We start from the raw sequence: 23632 nt of genomic DNA, 5'->3' as shown, positions 1-23632 counted from the left end.
TGGTGTTTCGTGTCAGGTCGTCACTTTTGCCTAAAACGGACAAAGACGCTAATAATTAAGTATTATTACGTATGATTAAGGTTATTAATGTTGCGTGGTGGTATGATGTGGATTGTGTAAGTGTTTGTTATATATAACTTATGCGTCTTCATTTAACATGTACTTCTGTTATTATTATTGCATATGGAAAATATGCGCAGGATCAGGCGTAGCGCTTTTATAATGGACTGGAAGGGATTCAGATTGAATTATACAAATATAGTAATGGGACTTAGTCTAGCGCTGGTGGTGGGTTGTAACTCTGAATCATCTGCGATTGATGAGCTAATAACGGCACCACTACCCGTAACACCAACTGAGATTGCACAAGCACTTGCGACTGGCGATGTCAGTTATGTTGATGATGCATCATTGTTGGTTGCAGAGCTTAAGCATACTGTCACGGCCAATCAAACAACTGCAAAGTCTATAAAGCACACTTTATTTAATATCGGAGCTAAAGATGCGTCGACTTTAACTGATTTAACTTGGTGGCCGACGCATGACGCTGCAGCATTTAAAAATACCTATGGTATAAATTATTCAGTCCTTGAATCAAATGCGATTATTCCCGAATATGATGACGGCAAGAGGACGGCTGAAGCTTTACCTGTTGCTATTGCTGGTCAATATAAAGCACAAGGCCGCTATTTAGCATTAAACTCAAATCCTTTCCGTAATAAAGGTCGGGATAACAACGCATTAAATGCTGAAATGGAATCATGGCTAAAAAATGCGACGAACTGGCTATCTCAGCGTCATGATTTTTCGCCTGAGAAACCGCTAAAGATTGTGATGTCGCAATTGGATGACTCATATTACTTTCAAGACAGAACGCTAACGCGTAAATGGTTTGATGAACATTACACAGATAACGTTAGCTATAATTTACCGCAATCATGCGATGGTTCGGCATTAGTAAGTTGTGTTAGCGAAGATACAGATTTAGTGATCTTGTCGCAGTATACAGGTGGACTCAGCGACGATGAGTTGAGTGATTATGTTGCGAACGTGGAAACATTATTAACACAAGGTATATCAATATTATATGTGCATCACGACGGTAATCTTAAACCGTTAGGGAAAGCCTTATTCGAATTACTGCATATTACCTATATAGGTGATAACTACTGGCGTAAATTTGGCACCACCGCGTTTAATGTGATGGATGATTATGACTCGCTACCTGATGATATTGAACTGCAACTGGCGTTGTTAAATCGTCTGGACACCAATAGTTTCTCTGTTGACCTATCGCAATGTAACGATAAAACGTGCGAACCAGGATCTTTAATGGATGAGCAGTTTTATCAAGCAGCAAACATGATCAAAGCGCAGATCGATAATTTTGATAAAAATAAAATTGCCTTGTTCGAGGATGATGTCTTTAAATATCAAAAGCTATTGATCTTACTCGGTGACAAATATCGTCAAGACGTATTATTTCCCATGAATAAAGTCGATACCAACGCTAACGTATTTTTACGTTCTTTATACGCAGACCATGTATTATTCAACAATCGGCTGATTAATGCTGCGCAAGCGAGTTTGGGTAGTTTTAGTCGCAGTGATTTCTCTCATATAACGCCCGTTACTCAGCAGGTTAGCCTTAGCACGCGCGGTACGTTCCAAGCCGCAGGTGTATATGTACTGCCGGGAAAAACCGTGACGATCACGCGTAATGATAATGTAGACGTGAATACCAGTGTATTTATGAATACATTACGCAGCGGTTCTACGCACGAATACTTAGCAAAAGACGGTTACAGTCGACCAAAGTTTGTCAAATCACAAAGCTATAATATCAAGTCAGGAGAAACGCTCACGCTAACGTCTGCTTATGGTGGCTTGCTGCAAGTCGGTTTTGATACCCAGACTAATGTTGTTGCTACAGAGCCATTAGCCCAAGTTGATTTTACTTTTGTAAATGTGGGCTTACATCCTGTGTGGCGAAGTAATAGTGATAGTGTCGCATTTACCGCACAAGTGAACGCTAACCAATATGATTGGGCAGAGTTCATTACTGATAATTTTCAAGTGCATTCAACCACAGATAAAATGTTAAAAACGATATCGGATCCAACATGGTCAGATCTTTCGCTACTGGCGACAACCACACAGAAATATACCCATGGCTATGAAAAAGCGCTCGGCGGCTTTGAAGGGCCAAACATTGAGGTATTGGCTGAGGTCGTTAGTTTTGCCAATACGAAAGGGTTAGCGTTAGCCTATAAAGATCAGATTCATCATTTCAATGCTGATCGCGCGACGTGTGGTTCAGGTTGTTCGGGTAATCCATATGACGCTAATTGGAACTTCAATCCACTGGGTCACGGTGATTTACATGAAATCGGTCATACGCAAGAAAGTGGACGTTTCCGATTTAGTGGCTGGGACTCGCACTCAAGTACTAACTATTACTCCTATTTTACCAAACACATGAATTACCAAAAAACAGGCAATGCGCCTGTGTGCCAAAAGCTTAATTTTGAAAGTATGTTTACGCATTTGAAAGCCAGTCGTCAGCAGGGCGTTGATTCGTATCAATACATGCAAGGCCTTGAGTTAAACAGCTGGTCAAATGGTGCCATGATCATGATCCAAGCGATGATGGCAGCACAAAATGCAGGTACGCTCGATATTGGTTGGCATTTGATTGCCAGACTACATGTGTTAGATCGTAACTTCACTACCGCAGTGAAACTGGATGCAACTTGGCTGACGACGCGAGATGCACTGGGATTTAGTCAATATTCACAAGCTGAAGCGAAATCTATCGGTAAAAATGAGTGGTTAGCTATTGCGATGTCTACGGCAATAGAACGTGATGTTACCGACTTTACCACTATGTGGGGACTGGTTGTGGATGATAAAGCCAAGGCGCAAATAGCGGCAACGCAAAGTACCATGTTACCGGTGAACTTTTATGCATCGAATAATTTGGGTGCTTATTGTGAAAGCTTGGTACAGCCAAAAATAACCGTGAATGCCAGTATGGCTTGGCCGCATTAGCAGCACGTCTTTGATGTTGGGTGATTTATGCTATTATCTACTTAAATCACCCAGCAGCAAAGATCATCATGACTGAACGTATAGCCAAAATTACTGCCGAAGAGAATACTTTAAGTAACAGCCTAACCAGTACTCCAGCCTGCATTGAAAGTAGTGCTGACATTGAGTGTTCAATTGAACAGAGCCAAGCTGACGAACGTTGGATGCAGCATGCGATCATGCTTGCGGGTCGAGCTGAAGCGATTGATGAGGTGCCTGTTGGTGCGGTTGTCGTACTAGATGGTGAAATTATTGGTGAAGGTTGGAATCAAGCGATTAATTTACACGATGCGACAGCACACGCTGAAATTATTGCATTGCGTGCTGCGGGTCAAACTGTTGCTAACTACCGACTTATTGATGCGACACTGTATGTGACGTTAGAACCATGCTCTATGTGTGCTGGTGCAATGGTGCATAGCAGAGTGAAGCGTTTAGTTTATGGGGCGGTAGATTTAAAAACGGGGGCGGCAGGCTCGGTATTTAACTTGGTAGAGCATGCACAGTTGAATCATCAAATTGAAGTACGTTCAGGAGTTTTTGCTAGTGAGACCGGCGCATTATTAAGTAATTTCTTTAAACGTCGCCGTAAAGAGAAAAAAGCCCTGAAGCGCTTACAGAAAGGTTAGTCTAGGATAGCCGGTTGGCTTTCAAACTCATTTTGTAAAAAGAAAGATCGCTGACGATTGAGTAGCGAACGGTTTGTTCTTGAACGTGTTATTTGACGTCTTGGCGACTTTACTTTTAATTTAGATCTTTTCTTTAGCATCATGCTTTCCTTTAATTTCGCTGCCTAGTCCTAGGCGTTTTTTTATCTTTATGTTCATTAACATACAGTAATATAAATAACTTGCACATGAAACTTTTATGTCAGTTTTATGTGGCTATTGTGACAGCGGATGAATGTTACTCCAGTTCACTTGATCCCAATACTTGCTCTGGTTTTGTGGAGATTTCAAGACCAACTTCACGGGCAACTTTCTCGGTCATGTTTATCTGTTCATCAAACCAGCGCAAGCTATCATAATATTTACGAATATTACTGACATACTTCACTGCTTCATTACCTCGAGCATAACCAAAACGCGTATATTTATACCATTTACGTTGTTGCAGTAATGGGATAATCGCTTTTACTTCAGCCCAGCTATTTTCATTGCCACCGAGTTTTTCGGTAATTTTACGCGCATCAATTAAGTGACTGTAACCTATATTATAGGCGGCTAATGCAAACCAGGGTTTTTCATGTTCGGAAATCGTATCCGGTAAGCGATTTATTAGCTTGGCTAAATAGGCTGAGCCCGCTTTTACGCTTTGCACAGGATCGATACGTGAGGTAACACCAAACTCTCGCGCTGTCGGCCACGTTAGCATCATCATACCACGGACACCTGTAGGTGAGCGTGCTGTGGGATTCCAGTGTGATTCTTGATAACTCACCGCAGCCAACAAGCGCCAATCTAATTGCCCAGCGTATTTGCGGAATAAAGGTTCGTACTTAGGGAGCTGCGAATCAACACGGCGTAAGAAAGTGCGGGTATCGACAAAATCAAACGTATCAATATGCCCAAAATATTTTTCTTGTAATAACTCCATCGACCCCGAGAATTGTTGCAAGGTAAAGAAAGCTAATACCGCATTCGCAAATGAGTCGTCATCACTTTTATCCATTAGCCAAACAACATCAAGGTTATTTTCAAGTACAAAGGCTTTGTTTAAATGTGGGTAGTAATACTGATGCTGTGACAGTGAAGTATCGTCAGCAATGGCTAATTTTATTTTCCCTTCTTCTAAGTTACTAAATAGAAGGTCTTCATCTGGGAATGTTTTGTAAGTCAGATTGAGCTCAGGGTAATCACGTTGTAGTTTTTGTACGTATTCTTCGTGGCTTGAGCTTTTCACAACATAAATAGGGTCGACAATTTGCTGTAGGTTGCGGGGTCTTAGACTACCTTTACGATAAATGAGTAATTGTTTGACTTCGTAGTAACTTGGGCCCATGCGATAATCAGCTACGCGAGACTCGGTGCGCGTTAAACCTGCTGCTGATAATGCAAACGGTTTTGCCTTGGTTTTTTCAGCATCAAGCATGGTTTTTAGTGAGTGATATGGGTGAATAATTAATTCGACACCGAGGTAATCACTAAATTTTTTTAATAATTCATACTCAAGTCCAGTCGGTTTATTACCATCAAGATAGTAGTTGGCTGGACCATAGATTGTTTTTACGTGCAATTCTCCCGCATCTTGGATTTTTTCAAGCTGAGTGCGCTCATCATTTTCTTGCATGCAGCCGGACAGGACCGCGCCTAAAGTAATGAGTAGGGCCAGTTTGAAAAAATGTTGTAAGCGTACTAAGAATATCTGCAAGTCATAACCTTTTAATATGAAAATATAAATATCTATATGGGATCTATCTTTATAGCGTTTTCATTACCATTACACAATACTTATTCATAAATAACTGTATAAAAAAACAGTACTCATATGTCTATGAAATGACAATGTTATCAGTACTGTTAATGATGTTATCGGCTAAGGCGCAAAAAAACTTATTAGTAAATTAACTTGTTGCTCATGTAACGCTATCGTTATGGTCATAATTTGCATATAATACTCGGGATTTTTCCCCAGTAACCCTTTTAGTGAGAAAAAGTTAATGCATATAATGCGAGGAGCGCCAGCGCTTTCTGAGTTTCGTACTAGCAAGCTAGTCGAACGATGTAATGATGTAGGATTATCGGATATAACAATTTACGCGGAGTACGTCCATTTTGCCGATGTAACAACCCCGCTCAGTGACAAAGAACGGAGTGTCCTGGAAAAATTGTTGACCTACGGGCCAAGAATTACAGAGCACGCTCCCGAAGGAACTCTCCTTCTCGTCACTCCTCGTCCCGGCACTATCTCTCCTTGGTCTTCTAAATCTACCGACATCGCAATCAACTGCGGCCTTTCTAACGTAAAACGTCTTGAACGTGGCATCGCTTACTACCTCTCTTCATCTACACCACTTACACCAGTCCAATTACAAACTGCAGCAAGCCTGATGCACGACCGTATGATGGAAACTGTATTTGATTGTTTAGATGCAGCGGAACAATTATTTGTTCAAGCACAAGCGCGCCCATTGAAGTCTGTTGATATCTTAGAGGGTGGCCGTGAGGCACTTGTTGATGCGAATGTTAAATTAGGTTTAGCATTGGCTGAAGATGAAATCGATTATTTGATTGCAAGTTTTACGCAGTTAAAACGTAATCCAAATGACATCGAATTAATGATGTTTGCCCAAGCAAACTCAGAGCATTGTCGTCATAAGATTTTTAATGCGGATTGGACTATTGATGGCCAAGACCAAGAAAAATCATTATTCAAGATGATCAAGAACACCTTCGAACAAACAGGTGATCATGTTTTATCTGCATATAAAGATAATGCTTCTGTGATGGAAGGTTCAAAAGCCGGCCGTTTCTTCCCAGATCCAAAAACTCAGCAGTATGAATATCATCAAGAAGATATTCAGATCCTGATGAAAGTTGAAACTCACAATCACCCAACTGCAATCTCTCCTTGGCCTGGTGCCGCGACAGGTTCTGGTGGTGAAATTCGAGATGAAGGCGCAACGGGTCGTGGTTCGAAACCAAAAGCAGGTTTAGTTGGTTTTTCAGTATCTAACTTACGTATTCCAGCATTTGAACAGCCGTGGGAAACCGACTTTGGTAAACCAGGTCGTATCGTTAGTGCATTAGACATTATGCTAGAAGGTCCACTTGGTGGCGCAGCATTTAATAACGAATTTGGTCGTCCTAACCTATTAGGTTATTTCCGTACTTATGAAGCTGAAGTTAACAGCCATAACGGTGTGGAAGTACGTGGTTACCACAAGCCAATTATGCTTGCTGGTGGTCTAGGTAACATCCGTGACCAGCATGTTCAAAAAGGTGATATTCCAGTTGGCGCTAAATTAATCGCGCTAGGTGGTCCGGCAATGAACATTGGTTTAGGTGGCAGTGCTGCTTCATCAATGGATTCTGGTCAGTCACACGAAGATTTAGATTTCGCATCTGTACAACGTGAAAATCCAGAAATGGAACGTCGTTGTCAGGAAGTTATCGACCGTTGTTGGCAGATGGGTGAAGACAATCCAATTGCCTTCATTCACGATGTGGGCGCGGGTGGTTTATCAAACGCATTCCCTGAACTTGTACATGACGGTGGTCGTGGTGCTAAGTTTGAACTACGTGATATTAACAACGATGAACCAGGTATGTCACCGCTTGAAATCTGGTGTAATGAATCACAAGAACGTTACGTTATGGCTGTTGCTCCTGAAAACTTAGCTACATTCGAAGCGATTTGTAAACGTGAACGTACACCATTCTCAGTAGTGGGTGTGGCGACTGAAGAGTTGCATTTATCAGTAACGGATTCGTTATTAGATGAAACGCCAATTGATATGCCAATGGAAGTATTATTAGGTAAAGCACCTAAGATGCACCGTGAAGCAACAACGCTAGTGACTGAAGGTCAAGCATTAGACTTTACAGGCATTACTGTTAAAGATGCTTCAGAACGTCTATTACGTTTACCTGCCATTGCTGAAAAAACTTTCTTGATCACCATCGGTGACCGCTCGGTAACGGGTCTGGTTGCGCGTGATCAAATGGTTGGTCCTTGGCAGGTTCCTGTTGCCGATTGTGCAGTAACAGCAGCAAGTTTTGATACTTACGCTGGTGAAGCTATGGCAATCGGTGAACGTACGCCGCTAGCATTGTTAAACTTCCCTGCATCAAGCCGTATGGCCGTTGCTGAAGCATTAACAAACATCGCAGCAACAGAGATTGGTGATTTAACACGCATCAACCTTTCTGCTAACTGGATGTCTGCAGCGGGTCACCCAGGTGAAGACGCGGGTTTATACGCGGCTGTTAAAGCCGTTGGTGAAGAACTTTGCCCTGAATTGAACCTGACTATTCCAGTCGGTAAAGATTCAATGTCAATGAAGACACGCTGGGAAGATGAAGGTGAAAACAAAGAAGTTACATCACCATTATCACTGATTATTACTGCATTCGGCCGTGTGACTGATGTACGTAAAACAGTAACGCCACAGCTACGTACTGACAAAGGCGCGACAGACCTTATCCTTATCGATTTAGGTAATGGTCAAAACCGTCTAGGTGCATCTTCATTAGCACAAGTATATAAGCAACTGGGTCAACATACACCAGATGTAGATAGCTCAGAGCAGCTGAAAGGCTTCTTCGATGCAATGCAAGTATTAGTGAAAGAGCAATCTTTATTGGCTTATCATGATCGCAGTGACGGTGGTTTATTCTCAACAGTAACAGAGATGGCGTTTGCTGGTCACTGTGGTGTTGATGTTGAACTTGATATGCTAGGTACTGATGATCTTGCAGCGCTTTACTCGGAAGAGCTAGGTGCGGTTATCCAAGTCTCTTCAGCAATGAAAGAACAAGTACTAACAACACTAGCTGGCCACGGTCTTGCTGCATGTTGTCATGTAATCGGTTCGACAAACACTGATGATATGGTTCGTTTCACGCGTAATGGCGAAAACGTACTCGCTGAAAGCCGTACTTACTTCCGTGCAATTTGGGCTGAAACAACGCTTAAGATGCAAGCTTTACGTGATAACCCGAGCTGTGCACAGCAAGAGTTTGATCTTAAACTTGACGTGAAAGACCCTGGTCTAAACGTTAACTTAAGCTTTGATGTTAACGAAGATATTGCAGCACCTTACATCATGACAGGTGTACAACCTAAAATGGCTATTTTACGTGAGCAGGGTGTAAACTCGCAAACGGAAATGGCGGCTGCATTTGACCGTGCTGGCTTTGCTGCTCAAGATATTCACATGAGTGATATTTTAAGCGGCCGCGTTAACCTTGAAGACTTCGCTGGCCTTGCGGCTTGTGGTGGTTTCTCTTACGGTGACGTACTGGGTGCAGGTGAAGGTTGGGCTAAATCAATCTTATTCAACCCACAAGCACGTGATCAGTTTGCTGCTTTCTTCGCACGTGAAGACAGCTTCTCACTGGGTGTGTGTAATGGTTGTCAGATGTTATCTAACTTGGGTGAACTTATCCCTGGTTCAGAATTATGGCCACGTTTCGTTACCAACCAATCTGAACGTTTTGAAGCACGTTTCAGCTTAGTTGAAGTACCGAAAAATCCGTCATTATTCTTAGGTGACCTCGCTGGTTCAAGAATGCCAATCGCTGTATCTCACGGTGAAGGTCGTATTGAATTACGTGATGAAGCGCATCTGCAAGCACTGAGTAACAGTGGTACGGTTGCCCTTAACTTCGTTGATAACTACGGTCAACCAACGACGCAATACCCATCTAATCCAAATGGTTCGCCATTAGGCATTACCGGTCTTACTACGACGGATGGTCGCGTAACTATCATGATGCCACATCCGGAACGTGTATTCCGCAGTGTGAGCAACTCATGGCATCCAGAAGAGTGGGGCGAAGATAGCCCTTGGATGCGTATGTTCCGCAATGCCCGTGTTAACTTAGGTTAATATTGTCGGTTAATGGTTTAGGCTAATAACTTAGATTGATGTGTTGATAAATGAAAGGTCGCTATTATAGCGGCCTTTTTTTTTACCTTTAATATCTCATATTTAAGTATCAATTGTGCAGCCTTAAGTCGCTTAGCGTTATATCTGCGTGATAACAAAATTAATATACTTAATCATGCTATAGTCGTAAGTGTTTAATCGTATTATTAGTCAACGAGTAAGGAAAGTAATGAGTCAGTCTCAAGGTTTATTATTGTTTAAGTTAAATCTGCAGCAAAAATTTGCTATCGGCACGTTAAAAGTACAAGAGATTGTGCCTTCTACACGGCTTTATTCCTTACCCGGTTCTCACCCTATGGTGATGGGCGCAGCGACATTACGTGGCAAAACCATTCCTATCATTGATATGGCGAGCGCCGTAGGTTATCGCCCAGTAACAAAAGAAGAATATGATTCGTGTAATATTATTATCACCGACTGTAGCCGCCAAGTGGTTGGTTTTTTAGTGCGCCATATCGACAAAATCATGGAATGCAGTTGGAAAGATATCTCTGCACCTAGTGCTACTTTGGGTTGTAACATCTATACCACTGGCGTGATGCACGTTGAAGACAAGTTAGTACAACTAATGGATGTTGAGCGTTTGTTAGCTGATATTTATCCGGATGATGAGCATATTGAATTACCGCAATTTAGTGCCGCAGAACTAGAAGAGCTACGTAACAAAGAGATCTTGGTTGTCGATGATTCGATGGTTGCGCGTAACCAGTTGGGTAGTGCGCTAGATGCAGCCGGTATCCATTATCAAGTCTCTAAGAATGGTCAAGATGCACTAACAGCGATGCAAGCAGCCGTAGAGTCGGGTAAACCAATTGATGTGTTGGTGAGTGATATTGAAATGCCTGGATTAGATGGTTATGAAGTGGCATTTGAAGTGCGTAGTACACCGAATGTATCGGCGACCTATATTATTTTACATACCTCACTATCGAGCACGATCAGTACTGAACGTGCACAACAGATTGGTGCCGATGAAGCGCTGACCAAGTTTGATGCCAGTGAGTTATTACAAGCTATTTTACGTGGTGTTAAAGGCCGTGAAAATATAACTTAATGTCATACCGGTTAAAAATGTTGTGACGACACTTTTAGACTGGCATAAAAAAAGCGCTAATCAGCGCTTTTTTTGTAGTTGTCTTTTGTGACAGACATTTTCGGCATCGCTAGCGGTATGCTGCTTAGCTTAATTCACCGCAAAAACGGTAACCTTCACCGTGGATCGTTGCAATGATTTCTGGCGTATCTGCAATACTTTCGAAATGCTTACGGATACGACGAATTGTTACAACAACAGTACGATCATGTGGTTTCAATTCTCGGCCTGTCATTTTTTTCAATAACATTGCACGTGTTTGAATCTTACCTGGGTTTTCTACGAAGTGTAGCATCGCACGGAATTCACTACGTGGTAGTTTAAATGAATCATCCAGCGGGCTAATTAAAGAACGGCTGTTGATATTTAAACGCCAACCATTGAATTCATATTCTTCAACGATAGCTTTTTCTTCATCTGCTACTGGCAGTTTAGTAAAAGTACGGCCAAGTAGATTACGTGCACGAATCGTTAATTCACGTGGATTAAACGGTTTAGTAATGTAATCGTCAGCACCAATTTCTAGACCTAAAATCTTGTCAACTTCATTGTCGCGACCAGTTAAAAACATTAGCGCTACATTATGTTGGTCACGTAGTTCACGTGCTAACAATAAGCCATTTTTCCCTGGAAGGTTAATATCCATGATTACCAAGCTGATAGGATTATTGGCAATGATCTCATACATTTCATCGCCGTTACTTGCTTCATGTACTGAATAGCCTTCAGCTTCGAAGATGCTTTTTAGGGTGTTACGTGTAACGAGTTCATCTTCTACGATAAGAATGTTTGGGGTTTGCATAAACGTACCTAGTTCCGCTTTGGATCAAATAATGCCCTGACTATTGATATTATGCATTAAATACGAATATCAATAAATTCGGGAGTAAGAGTAATACATCCATGAAATATAAGACTATTTATCTATAACAGCTCGCTGCGGCAGAATATCTAGAATTATGGCTTCCTTAACTGTAGGATTATATGTTATTAACAGCAGTATAACAACCTTATGTAATTATGTTACGTAATAACTCAACATGATTTGATATTTATCAAATAACCCTGATTAGATATATTGTAATTAAATTAGCTGCTTATAAAGTGGCCGTTAATGAATCTAGTTCATTTTCATATGATACTTAATGGTGGTTTATTGTATATAAATCAATTTATTATATTTATATTTTTAATTTTTAACGTGGTTTTAAAATAGTGTCTATTAGGTTAAATCAAGAGCGAACTTATCGTTTTAGCCTGCTGCATGCGGTTATTAAAGATCAAAAAAATATTTATGAATTGTCTTCTTCTCCACATTAATCTGCATTTATGCCCGCTATTACTGGCTTGTGGTGCTTATTTACGCTGTGAATCGCAGCAAATATAACAGCATGTTATTTATTTTTAGTCGCTTATTTTAATCCGTAAATGTGTAATCAAATTACAACTTGGTAAGTTTTATTGATTCATGATTGCCAATGTATGTACTTTGTTAATTAATTATAGATTGGAATATTTGTTCTGCGCTAATATGTTAGTCGTTATAGTCAATTTTGCTGCGATTCACGCATCAACAGTAACGCGTTAGGCAACATTGCTATGAACATTAACGAGCAACAATAACGACTCTAAGGATGGACTATGTTAGACCTACTACCTGATCTGTGTGATCAACACTTCGATAAATTATCTGTGATGGACCCTATTTTTCAAAGTTATGGCAAGGCGACTATTTTTAGTGGCCAAGCGGTAACCGTAAAATGTTTTGAAGATAATTCCTTGGTAAAAGAGCTGGCTGGTACGCCTGGGCAAGGACGTATTTTAGTGATTGATGGCGGCGGTTCAACACGACGCGCGTTACTGGGCGATATGATTGCTGAAAACGCGGTTGATAATGGTTGGGCTGGCTTTGTTATTTATGGGGCGATCAGAGATGTCGCGACGATTAATACACTAGAGCTTGGCGTCAAAGCTATCACGGCTTGCCCAGTTAAAACTGAAAAGCGTGGTTTAGGTGATGCAGGCATCGATTTACACTTTGCTGGGGTGAGTATTGCAGAAGGTGATTATATCTATGCTGATTTAAACGGTGTTGTTGTTGCCAAGACGCCATTGCTTTAGCGTGCTAGCTAATCACTATAGCATTGATGATTTACTGAGATAGTGATTATATACTGAGAGAGTCATGACTTATCAGAGATAAAGGGATGGGGTTAACCATTGATTAACCCCATCCTATTTTATCGCGTGATAGTCACCTGATTGAGCATTTTGCTTCATTCAGGCATCGCTAGATTAATGACTATTATCAGCTTCTATATCCTGTTGAAGCATGTCCTGTTCAAATACGTCCCGTTCAAAACGGCGCGCGCGGCGATAAGGGAATACATCATTGTATTTACCGCGACTAATATTGTCTTGTAGCCCTTTCCAATAATTCGCATCGAGCAAGTCGGAATGATACTTCTTAAATAACTTGTTAATTTCTGGTCGTGATAATAAGAAGGTCTCGAACTCTTCTGGAAATACATCATTAGGGGCAACGGCAAACCAAGGTTGCGCCATCATCATGTCTTCTGGATAACGCGATTTGGGAATATACCGGAAGTTCACCTCATGCATATACGATATCTCATCATAATCGTAGAAGATCACACGGTTATGGCGGGTCACACCAAAGTTCTTAAAGAGCATATCACCCGGGAAGATATCCGCGGCCGCGAGCTGTTTGATCGCATTACCGTATTCATCAATCGCATTATCAAGTTCTTGTTCGCTCGCTTGCTCAAGATACATGTTCAGCGGGATCATCTTACGTTCAATATACAGATGCTTAATCACGACTTTACTGTTGGTTAATTTGATCACTGACGGCGCCACAGCTAATAACTCATCGAGCAACTCTTGGCTGAAACGATCTTTGGGAAAAGCAAAATTCTTAAATTGTTGAGTATCTGCCATACGGCCAACACGATCGTGGGATTTTACGATCTGGTACTTGGCTTTTACCGTGGCATGATCGATTTGTTTCGGTGGCGCAAACTCATCCTTAATGATCTTAAACACCACATCATAAGAAGGCAGCGTAAATACGCTCATCACCATGCCTTTAATACCAGGCGCAATAATGAACTGATCGTCAGAGTTATCTAAGTGCTGTATATAGTGACGAAACAGTTCGGTTTTAGCGTGTTTTTGACAGCCGATTGCCGAGTAGATCTCAAAGTTGGTTTTATTCGGGATCATCGGTTTCAAAAATTGCACTATTGCACCGGGCTCTGGCGCATAGACAAAGAAATAAGCACGGGCAAAGCCGAAGAGAATACTGGTTTCTTCTTTTTCAAAAATAACCGTATCTAAATAAATCTCGTTTTCTTCGTTATTTAAAATCGGAAATACCAGCGGGTACATTTGCCCATCAGCAAAGATCTTACCCATCAGGTAAGCGCCCTTGTTACGATAGAATACTTCATTAAGCATGTGCACTTCGATGTGTTTGGCATCGGTAAGTTGTTTTGGCGCGTGCTCATTAAGGTAGTCCACCACACTTGTTAAGTCGCGGTCTAAATTCTCCCAGCGAGCTGTAAACGTATAACCTGAAATGATCTTGCGTAAGATCACTGAGAAGTTACCGCCGCGAGTATAACTGCGATAAAAATTGTTGGGATAACCGGGATCTCGAACGCGGTTGGCGTTGGTAATAAATAATTGGTCTTTATAGATATTGGTGTGCTTAAAGACACGGCGATAAACAGAGTTAAAGAAGCTCTCGGCAATTTCAAAATTAGGGTAATGCTGTAACAGTGCCTCGTACTCACGTTTAATGCTTTGCAGGAACACTTGGTCGGCTTCTGTTTCGGCTGCAAGGTCTTGCATGCGCTGCGCAGTTTTACCCACGTGGTCATCGTAAAGGCTGATACGTTTTTTTGCGGCGATCTGCACGCCATGCCAATCGGCATTTTCAAAACGTAATTTGGCGCCACGGGTGACTTCTAAAAAGCGGCTATAAAAAGCATCAAATGATTCTAATAATGAACCCGCAATCTGCGCTTCTAAAACTTTTTCCATACAACAAATCCTTGGACGTAAGACATACTTCAATATCGCAATCTTTTTACATTATTTCAACATGTTTACTCTTAATTTCAACATCTTTAGCTTGATTTAGCGATGCTGCCATAGACAACTAAATCGATTTTAAACTTGCTTAACGTCTCATTTTTTGATATTGCTATAGGTATTGGAATTATAAACAAATTAATTAACAGACTATATATAAATAATTATGACTTATTGCTTAGCGTTCATTACCACCACCATTATTAACACTGTTATTACAACGGTGGGATGACACGTAGGGCTAAGACAGAAATAATGAAAAAGCCCGTTACCATTTAGGAACGGGCTTTTTTGTATCAACAAGGAGCAAAGGATGCGAGTTTTAAAATTTGGTGGTACATCGTTAGCAAATGCTGAACGATTTGCCTGTGCAGCTGATATCTCAGTGAGTAACATTGAACAGTCACAAGTGGCATTGGTGTTATCGGCACCAGCCAAAGTAACCAACAATTTAGTTGCCGCGGTGCAACAAACAGTTCGCGGTCTTGACGCTGAATCTTCATTAGAAGAAATCGACGGTATTTTTAAAGCGCTTGTTGCAGGGTTAAAGACGCAATACGTTAATTTTAATGCTGACATCGCATTAACTCAGGTTGAAGCTGCATTAGCGACATTAAGAGAATATTTACACGGCGTAAAATTATTATCGCAATGCCCAGAAAATATTGAAGCAAAGATTTTAAGCACCGGTGAAAAGCTGAGTATTGTTTGCATGGAGCAACTATTACTGGCACGCGGTTTTAAAGTTGAAGTGATCGTGCCACAAGACAAACTTGTCGGTAAAGGCAGTGTGTTAGAGGCATCGGTAGATATTGATGCATCACGTGCGCGTTTCGAACAAGATCCTATTAAAACAGACCACATTTATTTAATGCCTGGTTTCACTGCAGGTGACGAACAAGGCAACACAGTTGTATTGGGTCGTAATGGTTCGGATTATTCAGCAGCAGTATTGGCAGCGTGTCTGTATGCAGATTGCTGTGAGATCTGGACAGATGTAGACGGTGTTTACGCCTGCGATCCACGCTTAGTAAAAGATGCCAAACTGCTTAAAACATTAAGCTATCCTGAAGCAATGGAATTGTCTTATTTTGGCGCGAAAGTATTACACCCAAAAACAATTGCTCCGATTGCTCAGCACCACATTCCTTGTTTGATTAAGAATACTAAAAATCCAGAAGGCGAAGGCACGTTAATTGGCGGTCTAATGTCAAAAACCCAAGCTGAAGTTAAATCATTATCAGAGCTAAGTGGCATGACGATGATTAACGTATCTGGACCGGGTATGAAAGGCATGGTTGGCATGGCAGGCCGTATCTTTGAAACCGTTTCTCGTGCGGGTGTATCGATTGCCCTTATTACTCAGTCATCATCAGAATACAGCGTGAGTTTCTGTATCCACAGCTATGATGCAGGTAAAGCGAAACTCGCATTGAATAATGAATTTAATCTTGAGATCAGCAATCAGCTACTTGAGCCTATCGAAATGCGTGATGGCTTAGCTATCGTTTCTCTCGTCGGTGATGGCATGCGTAAAGCCAATGGTATCGCAGCCCGTTTCTTCACGGCATTGGCACAAGCATCCGTTAATCTAGTGGCAATCGCGCAAGGTTCTTCAGAACGTTCTATTTCTGCGGTGATTGATGAAACCCAAGCTAATGATGCTATTAAAGCGTCGCATAATATTTTCTTCGGTAAGCAACAATACATCGACCTGTTCTTATTAGGCTGCGGTGGTGTTGGCGCGGCATTAGTGGAACAAATTAAACGTCAGAAAGCATTCTTAGCTGAACGCCAAATCGAGATCCGCGTATGTGGTATCGCCAATAGCCGTCAGATGTTATTAGATTCAGAAGGTTTGGAATTAACCAATTGGGCTGACGATCTTACTGCAAGTGACGTTGAATTCTCATTAACAGCGCTGGAAGATTTGGTTAAAAATAGCCACATCATCAACCCTGTGATTGTTGATTGTACTAGTAATGATAATCTTGCTAGCCAGTATGTTGATTTCCTTGGCCGTGGTTTCCACGTTGTAGCGGCAAATAAAAAAGCCAATACCATGAGCATGGATTATTATCACGAGTTGCGTTTAACAGCATTAAAAACTCGTCGTCGTTTCTTATACGATACGAATGTTGGCGCTGGTCTGCCGGTTATTGAAAACCTACAGAATCTATTAAGTGCGGGCGATCAGCTAGAGCGCTTTAACGGTATCTTGTCAGGCTCTATGTCATACATCTTCGGTAAGTTAGATGAAGGTATGAGTTTTTCAGAAGCGACTGCGCAAGCACGCGACAATGGCTTTACTGAACCTGATCCACGTGAAGATCTAAGCGGCATGGATATTGCGCGTAAATTATTGATTATTGCACGTGAAGCAGGCATGACTCTAACATTAGACCAGGTTGAAGTAGAAGAAGCCATTCCAGCTGGTTTTGATGCTTCAGGTACCAATGAAGAGTTTATGGCGAACTTGCCAAAAGCTGATGCGTATTTTGCTGACTTACAAGCAACAGCAGCGGAAGAAGGTAAAGTGTTACGTTATATCGGTCAGATTGAAGACGGTAAGTGCAAAGTTTCCATTGCTGCCGTACCAGAATCTGATCCGCTGAATAAAGTCAAAGATGGCGAGAATGCATTAGCATTTTACAGCCGTTATTATCAACCAATCCCAATGGTATTACGTGGTTATGGTGCCGGTTCAGAAGTGACTGCAGCAGGCGTATTTGCTGATGTATTACGTACCCTTAATTGGCAGCAGGAGATTTAGTCATGAGTATTGTTGTATTCGCACCGGCATCGGTAGCAAATGTAAGTGCAGGTTTCGATGCTTTAGGTTTTCCGATTGCGCCGATTGATGGCTCACTCATCGGTGATAAAGTATTCATTAGTGATGCTGACACGGCTTTTAGCTTAGTTTCTAGTGGCCGTTTTAAGCATAAACTGCCAGATGATTACCGTGAAAATATCATCTATGATTGTTATCTTGGTTATGCAGCCGCGTTAGAGAAACGTGGTTTAAAGATCAAAAAAATAGTCATGGAGTTAGAAAAAAACTTACCGATTGGTAGTGGCTTAGGGTCGAGTGCTGCGTCAATTGTTGCTGGTCTAGAAGCGTTGAATGTATTTCATGATAACACCCTTGATGAACACGAAATGGTGTTATTAATGGGTGAGCTTGAAGGCAAAATCAGTGGTAGCGTACATTATGATAATGTCGCACCTTGTGCATTAGGTGGCATGCAATTAATGCTCGGTGAAAATGGGGTTGTCAGTCAATCTGTGCCTTGTTTCGATGAATGGTATTGGGTCGTGGCTTATCCTGGTATTAGCATTTCAACGGCTGCAGCGCGTGACATTTTACCTACTGAATACAGCCGTGGTGATTGTTTAACGTATGGCCGTCACTTAGCGGGCTTTATCCACGCCTGTTATAGCAAACAACAAGATCTAGCCGCGGCGATGTTGAAAGACGTGATTGCGGAACCGTATCGTTCACAGCTTATCCCTAAATTTGATGAAGTGCGTGACTATGCCAAAGAACTCGGCGCGTTAGCAACGGGTATCTCAGGTTCAGGACCAACGGTATTCAACGTGATGACTGACCTAGCACAAGCTGAAAAGTTAAAAGTGTGGTTAGACGCTAACTTTATCCAAAACGGTGATGGTTTTACCCACATCTGTAAACTGGATAAACAGGGCGCACGTGTTGTTGGCAGTGAGTTATAAGCACTGGTTGTAATAAGCTGCAGTAATAAACAGACAAGTACTGCATGATTGTCTATTGAATCCAAGTAATAAGGGCTATATGCTCTTATGAAGTCAAGGATATGGCTATCATGCAGGTAGCACCAATGATGTTTTAGGGAATGAACAACAATGAAATTATATAGCATTAAAGATCACGCAGAGACAGTAAGCTTTTCACAAGCAGTGAAACAAGGTATGGGTAAAAATCAAGGCTTGTTCTTTCCAAGCGAAATTAATCCGATTGACGATATTGATGCCTTGCTAGAGATGAATCTAGTTGATCGCAGTCGCGTTATCTTACAATCACTGATCGGTGATGAATTTAGCGAACAAGAATTACATGATATTGTTGAAGGTGCATTTAACTTCCCTGCGCCAGTCACGAAAGTGAGCGACAAGATCAGCGCATTAGAATTATTCCACGGTCCAACACTGGCATTTAAAGACTTTGGCGGCCGTTTCATGGCGCAATGTCTATCTCGTTTGACGTCAGGTGAAAAAATTACAATCCTAACTGCAACGTCTGGTGATACTGGCGCTGCGGTTGCACATGCTTTCTACGGTATCGAAAACATCGAAGTCGTGGTGATGTATCCAAAAGGTAAAATCAGTTTCTTACAAGAACAAATGTTCTGTACGCTTGGCGGTAACATCCGCACTATCGCCGTTGATGGTGACTTTGATGCGTGTCAGGCATTAATGAAGCAATCATTCGATGATGCAGAACTGCGTCAGGCGATAGGCCTTAACTCGGCAAACTCAATTAACATTAGCCGTTTGATGGCGCAGATCTGCTATTACTTTGAAGCATTCGCACAACTGCCAAAAGCACAACGTGCACAAACAGTGGTATCAGTGCCAAGTGGTAACTTCGGTAACCTAACAGCAGGTTTATTAGCAAAAACATTAGGCTTACCTGTTAAGCGCTTTATTGCTGCCACGAATATCAATGATACTGTGCCGCGTTATTTACAAAGCGGTGAATGGGATCCAAAAGCCACGCAAGCAACACTCTCTAATGCGATGGATGTGAGCGTACCAAGTAACTGGCCACGTATTGAAGAGTTAGCACGTGTTAAAGGGTGGGACTTATCTGAATTAGCCTCTGACTTCTTATCAGATGAAGACACAAAACAAGCTGTTGCAGCATTAGATGAGCAAGGTTACTTATGTGAACCGCATGGCGCGATTGCTTATGACCGTTTAGCGGCGCAATTGAGCGAAGATGAATTCGGTTTATTCTTGTGTACGGCGCACCCTGCGAAGTTTAAAGAATCAGTGGAAGAAATCCTTGGCCGTGACATTGGTTTACCACAAGAACTTGCTGATTGTGCAGATAAGCCAAACTTATCGGTTGATATGGCAAATGATTTTGCCGCATTACGTGCATTATTGATGGCGTAGACTAGCCTTAGTAACGGGCTCTCACATTTTGTGAGTATACCTTGTTGTGATGTCTCTCTCGATGACATGATAACAAGGTATTTTTTTGTCTTCATTTCCACAACTAAGCTGATTTTAGGACTTAAACGCTAAATTTAGTTAACGTAATGTTATTTCAGCGCTGCAATATCAGCAATTATCGCTTGAATATCTTTGTTAACAGGGGTAGCTTTGCCCATTCGTACTAAAATAACAAGCTGAATTCAGAATAAGGCATTTATGGGTAAGGTATTAAAAGATCTTCTTGGACAGTTAACATTAGAAACCATTGAAGAAGGAATTTATCGTGGTCAAAGCCAAGATTTAGGGTTTGGCGCGGTATTTGGTGGCCAGGTGATGGGTCAAGCATTGTCGGCAGCAAAAGAAACTGTGTCCGCTGATCGTAAGGTGCACTCCTTTCATTCTTACTTCCTGCGTGCTGGTGATGTCAAAAAGCCGATTGTGTATGAAGTTGAAAAAATTCGCGACGGTGGTTCAATTACCACGCGTCGTATTCGTGCCATCCAAAACGGCCAAGCTATTTTTTACATGACAGCCTCTTATCAGATTGAACGTGAAGGTTACGACCATCAAGATGTGATGCCGGATGTACCACCACCGGAAGACCTGCTTTCAGAGCAAGACCATGTATTATCATTGCGTAATGAGTTACCGGATGATATTTGTGCCAAATTTGTTTGTGAAAGACCAATTGAAATGCGCCCTGTGCATTATCTTGATCCGCTTAATGAAGAGAAGTCGTCACCAGAGCGTTACATCTGGTTTAAAGCCAATGGTCAAATGCCAGACGATGCGCGTATTCATAAGTATTTACTGGCGTATGCCTCTGACTTTTGTTTCTTGCCAACAGCGCTACAACCGCACGGTAAAGGCTTTATGAGTCCGAACATGCAAGTAGTGACGATTGATCATTCAATGTGGTTCCATCGCGATTTCCGTCTTGATGATTGGCTATTGTATGCCGTAGACAGCTCGAGTGCGTCAGGTTCTCGTGGTCTAGTACGTGGTCGTTTCTTCACGCGAGATGGCAAAATGGTAGCAACCACAATGCAAGAAGGGTTAATTCGTAACCGAGAGATCGCTTAATTACGTACTTAATTACCCAATAGTAGAACATTTCGGTAAAAAACGCCGAAATGTTGTTTTATTACGAAAATTTGTGGTCGGGATCATGCTTTCCTGAAATTTATATACATTTCCTATCCCAGCATATTCGCTTATGCCTAATTTTAATCTACAATGAAGTTCGTTTTTTGTTATTAGGTATTCAACCCAGACTATGCCAATTAGAGTTGCGATTAATGGTTACGGACGAATTGGACGCAGTGTTGTCCGAGCGTTGTATGAAAGTAACCGTCAGGACGAAATTAAGATCGTTGTTATTAACGAATTAGCCGATCCTGAAGCGATAGTACACTTAACTCAATATGACTCAACGCATGGGCGCTTTCCTTTCTCAGTACAACTGGGCGATAACCTTTTACAAATCGAAAATGATTGTATTCATTTAGTCCGTCATCCTGAACTTGCTGACTTACCTTGGCACGAACATGATATTGATATCGTACTCGATTGTACGGGTATCTACGGTACTAAAGCAGACGCTGAAGCACACATTGCTGCAGGCGCAAAAAAAGTTATTTTCTCTCATCCAGCAAGTTCTGATGTTGATGCTACCGTTGTGTTTGGCGTTAATCATCAGCAATTGACTGGCGCTGAAACATTTATATCTGGTGCATCTTGTACAACTAACTGCATGGTGCCAGTGATTAATACGCTCGACGCAGCGTTTGATATTAAATGTGGCACGATCACCACAATCCATTCCGCGATGAATGATCAACCTGTGATTGATTCTTATCATTCTGATTTGCGCCGTACTCGTGCAGCAAGTCATTCTATTATTCCGGTTGATACAAAATTAGCGGCGGGTATTGAACGTATTTTGCCAAAATTTGCCAATAAATTCGAAGCGATTGCAGTGCGCGTTCCAACCTTGAACGTAACAGCAATGGACTTGAGTATTACGGTAAGCAAAAATGTGACTATCGAAGATATTAACAATTGCTTACATGCGGCAGCAGACACTGAATTAAAAGGGATCTTGGGTTATACCGAGGCACCGTTAGTATCGATAGACTTTAACCACGACCCACGCTCTAGCATCATTGATGGTACTCAAACACGAGTCAGCGATGGGCACCTGGTTAAATTATTAGCTTGGTGTGATAACGAATGGGGCTTTGCTAACCGTTTATTGGATACGACTTATTACGTCGCTACGTTAGCGAAACAATAGATTTAAATAAATTTTATAAAATTGATATTTTAAGGATTGAACGATGAATATTATTAAAATGGCAGATCTTGATCTTGCAGGTCTACGTGTATTAATTCGTGCTGATTTAAACGTACCAGTTAAAGATGGCAAAGTAACATCTGACGCTCGTATCCGCGCATCATTACCAACAATCAAACTTGCACTTGCAGCTGGCGCAAAAGTGATGGTTACATCACATCTTGGTCGCCCAACTGAAGGTGAATTTGCACAAGAGTTCTCACTAGAGCCTGTTGTAAACTACCTTAAAGAAGCATTAGAAAATAACGTTGTACTAGCACGTGATTACCTAGACGGTTTAGAACTAAACGCAGGTGAATTAGTTGTACTAGAAAACGTGCGCTTTAACAAAGGCGAAAAGAAAAACGAAGAAGGTCTTTCTAAAGCATACGCAGCATTATGTGACGTATTTGTAATGGATGCATTTGGTACGGCTCACCGTGCACAAGCATCTACACACGGCGTAGGCATGCACGCACCTGTTGCTTGTTCTGGTCCACTATTAAGTGCAGAGCTTGAAGCATTAGGTAAAGCATTGGACAAGCCTGCTCGTCCAATGTTAGCGATTGTTGGTGGTTCGAAAGTATCAACTAAACTAACAGTGCTTGATTCACTATCTACAATTGCTGATCAGCTAGTTGTAGGTGGCGGTATCGCGAATACATTTATTGCAGCACAAGGTCACAACGTCGGTAAATCACTGTGTGAACATGACCTAGTTGATACGGCTAAAGCGTTAATGGCTAAATGTGAAATCCCAGTAGCAACAGACGTATTAGTTGCTAGCGAATTCTCTGAAACTGCTGAAGCAACACTGAAAGCAGCATCAGAAGTAAGCGACACAGACATGATCTTCGATTTAGGTCCTGAATCTGCAAACAAGCTTGCTGAAATGATTAAAGAAGCTAAAACAATTATCTGGAATGGTCCAGTTGGCGTATTTGAATTCGCTAACTTTTCACAAGGTACAGAAATCATTGGCCGCGCAATTGCAGAAAGTGATGCTTTCTCTATCGCTGGTGGCGGTGACACACTAGCTGCAATCGACCAATTCGGTCTAACTGACGGTATCTCTTATATCTCTACAGGTGGCGGCGCGTTCCTTGAATTTGTAGAAGGTAAAGTATTACCAGCAGTAGCAATGTTAGAAGAACGTGCTAAGAACGGCTAATACAAAGAAATC

15 protein-coding genes are annotated in these 23632 nt (G+C 41.6%); 11 read left to right on the top strand and 4 right to left on the bottom strand.

All coding sequences use genetic code 11. From position 1 onward, the window contains the following. The first annotated feature begins 243 nt into the window (after nt 1–243). Nucleotides 244–3051: an ImpA family metalloprotease gene (locus tag JFU56_RS05470; protein ID WP_242065868.1), complete on the top strand. Its 2808-nt coding sequence runs from the start codon at nt 244–246 to the stop codon at nt 3049–3051. Nucleotides 3052–3119: 68 nt separating this feature from the next. Further along, nucleotides 3120–3719, top strand: coding sequence for a tRNA adenosine(34) deaminase TadA (gene tadA / locus JFU56_RS05465; protein ID WP_198436255.1), 600 nt, complete (start codon nt 3120–3122; stop codon nt 3717–3719). Here tadA and JFU56_RS05460 read toward each other — a convergent pair. Further along, a complete protein-coding gene (locus tag JFU56_RS05460) occupies nt 3716–3859 on the bottom strand; it encodes a hypothetical protein (RefSeq protein ID WP_198436254.1) in 144 nt (47 codons plus the stop codon). The genes tadA and JFU56_RS05460 overlap by 4 nt on opposite strands. 137 nt (nt 3860–3996) lie before the next feature. After that, nucleotides 3997–5460 carry a membrane-bound lytic murein transglycosylase MltF gene (mltF, locus tag JFU56_RS05455; RefSeq protein WP_198436253.1) on the bottom strand — a complete coding sequence of 488 codons (1464 nt, stop codon included), beginning with the start codon at nt 5458–5460 and terminating at the stop codon, nt 3997–3999. Nucleotides 5461–5749: 289 nt separating this feature from the next. Here mltF and purL point away from each other — a divergent pair, with 289 nt between their 5' ends. Together purL and JFU56_RS05445 are read left to right on the top strand one after the other, a co-directional pair. Further along, a complete protein-coding gene (gene purL, locus JFU56_RS05450) occupies nt 5750–9643 on the top strand; it encodes a phosphoribosylformylglycinamidine synthase (protein WP_198436252.1) in 3894 nt (1297 codons plus the stop codon). 229 nt (nt 9644–9872) lie between these two features. Next, entirely contained in the window at nt 9873–10757 is an 885-nt protein-coding gene (locus tag JFU56_RS05445) for a chemotaxis protein (protein ID WP_198436251.1), read from the top strand. Nucleotides 10758–10881: 124 nt separating this feature from the next. On the opposite strand, the gene arcA is transcribed toward JFU56_RS05445, so the two are convergent. Continuing rightward, nucleotides 10882–11598: a two-component system response regulator ArcA gene (gene arcA, locus JFU56_RS05440; RefSeq protein WP_198436250.1), complete on the bottom strand. Its 717-nt coding sequence runs from the start codon at nt 11596–11598 to the stop codon at nt 10882–10884. Nucleotides 11599–12437: 839 nt separating this feature from the next. Between arcA and JFU56_RS05435 the strand changes: the two genes are divergently transcribed. After that, nucleotides 12438–12917, top strand: a complete 480-nt coding sequence (locus tag JFU56_RS05435; protein ID WP_198436249.1) for a putative 4-hydroxy-4-methyl-2-oxoglutarate aldolase — start codon at nt 12438–12440, stop codon at nt 12915–12917. Between the two features lie 174 nt (nt 12918–13091). Here the strand turns inward: JFU56_RS05435 and aceK are convergent, their stop codons facing one another. Next, nucleotides 13092–14864: a bifunctional isocitrate dehydrogenase kinase/phosphatase gene (gene aceK / locus JFU56_RS05430; protein WP_198436248.1), complete on the bottom strand. Its 1773-nt coding sequence runs from the start codon at nt 14862–14864 to the stop codon at nt 13092–13094. Nucleotides 14865–15228: 364 nt separating this feature from the next. On the opposite strand from aceK, the gene thrA reads away from it, so the two are divergent. The 6 genes from thrA (at nt 15229) to JFU56_RS05400 (ending at nt 23620) form a co-directional block, all read left to right on the top strand. Continuing rightward, nucleotides 15229–17688, top strand: coding sequence for a bifunctional aspartate kinase/homoserine dehydrogenase I (thrA, locus tag JFU56_RS05425; protein ID WP_198436247.1), 2460 nt, complete (start codon nt 15229–15231; stop codon nt 17686–17688). Between the two features lie 2 nt (nt 17689–17690). Beyond that, entirely contained in the window at nt 17691–18647 is a 957-nt protein-coding gene (thrB, locus tag JFU56_RS05420; protein WP_198436246.1) for a homoserine kinase, read from the top strand. Between the two features lie 150 nt (nt 18648–18797). Next, nucleotides 18798–20072 carry a threonine synthase gene (gene thrC, locus JFU56_RS05415; RefSeq protein WP_198436245.1) on the top strand — a complete coding sequence of 425 codons (1275 nt, stop codon included), beginning with the start codon at nt 18798–18800 and terminating at the stop codon, nt 20070–20072. Between the two features lie 258 nt (nt 20073–20330). Then, nucleotides 20331–21197, top strand: coding sequence for an acyl-CoA thioesterase II (gene tesB / locus JFU56_RS05410; RefSeq protein ID WP_198436244.1), 867 nt, complete (start codon nt 20331–20333; stop codon nt 21195–21197). Between the two features lie 193 nt (nt 21198–21390). Beyond that, nucleotides 21391–22410, top strand: a complete 1020-nt coding sequence (gene epd, locus JFU56_RS05405) for an erythrose-4-phosphate dehydrogenase (RefSeq protein WP_198436243.1) — start codon at nt 21391–21393, stop codon at nt 22408–22410. Nucleotides 22411–22453: 43 nt separating this feature from the next. Further along, entirely contained in the window at nt 22454–23620 is a 1167-nt protein-coding gene (locus tag JFU56_RS05400) for a phosphoglycerate kinase (protein ID WP_198436242.1), read from the top strand. The last annotated feature ends 12 nt before the right edge of the window (nt 23621–23632 follow it).

It is taken from the genome of Moritella sp. F3 (genome assembly GCF_015082335.1).
Lineage (GTDB): Bacteria > Pseudomonadota > Gammaproteobacteria > Enterobacterales > Moritellaceae > Moritella.
Note: the sequence above shows the minus strand (reverse complement) of the source record. Positions and strands in the feature narration are given on the sequence as shown.

What these genes read in the sequence shown, in the direction of transcription:
- tadA (WP_198436255.1), top strand. Translation starts at nt 3,120, where the DNA reads ATGACTGAACGTATAGCCAAAATTACTGCCGAAGAGAATACTTTAAGT.
- JFU56_RS05460 (WP_198436254.1), bottom strand. Translation starts at nt 3,859, where the DNA reads ATGCTAAAGAAAAGATCTAAATTAAAAGTAAAGTCGCCAAGACGTCAA.
- purL (WP_198436252.1), top strand. Translation starts at nt 5,750, where the DNA reads ATGCATATAATGCGAGGAGCGCCAGCGCTTTCTGAGTTTCGTACTAGC.
- JFU56_RS05445 (WP_198436251.1), top strand. Translation starts at nt 9,873, where the DNA reads ATGAGTCAGTCTCAAGGTTTATTATTGTTTAAGTTAAATCTGCAGCAA.
- arcA (WP_198436250.1), bottom strand. Translation starts at nt 11,598, where the DNA reads ATGCAAACCCCAAACATTCTTATCGTAGAAGATGAACTCGTTACACGT.
- JFU56_RS05435 (WP_198436249.1), top strand. Translation starts at nt 12,438, where the DNA reads ATGTTAGACCTACTACCTGATCTGTGTGATCAACACTTCGATAAATTA.
- aceK (WP_198436248.1), bottom strand. Translation starts at nt 14,864, where the DNA reads ATGGAAAAAGTTTTAGAAGCGCAGATTGCGGGTTCATTATTAGAATCA.
- thrA (WP_198436247.1), top strand. Translation starts at nt 15,229, where the DNA reads ATGCGAGTTTTAAAATTTGGTGGTACATCGTTAGCAAATGCTGAACGA.
- thrB (WP_198436246.1), top strand. Translation starts at nt 17,691, where the DNA reads ATGAGTATTGTTGTATTCGCACCGGCATCGGTAGCAAATGTAAGTGCA.
- thrC (WP_198436245.1), top strand. Translation starts at nt 18,798, where the DNA reads ATGAAATTATATAGCATTAAAGATCACGCAGAGACAGTAAGCTTTTCA.
- tesB (WP_198436244.1), top strand. Translation starts at nt 20,331, where the DNA reads ATGGGTAAGGTATTAAAAGATCTTCTTGGACAGTTAACATTAGAAACC.
- epd (WP_198436243.1), top strand. Translation starts at nt 21,391, where the DNA reads ATGCCAATTAGAGTTGCGATTAATGGTTACGGACGAATTGGACGCAGT.
- JFU56_RS05400 (WP_198436242.1), top strand. Translation starts at nt 22,454, where the DNA reads ATGAATATTATTAAAATGGCAGATCTTGATCTTGCAGGTCTACGTGTA.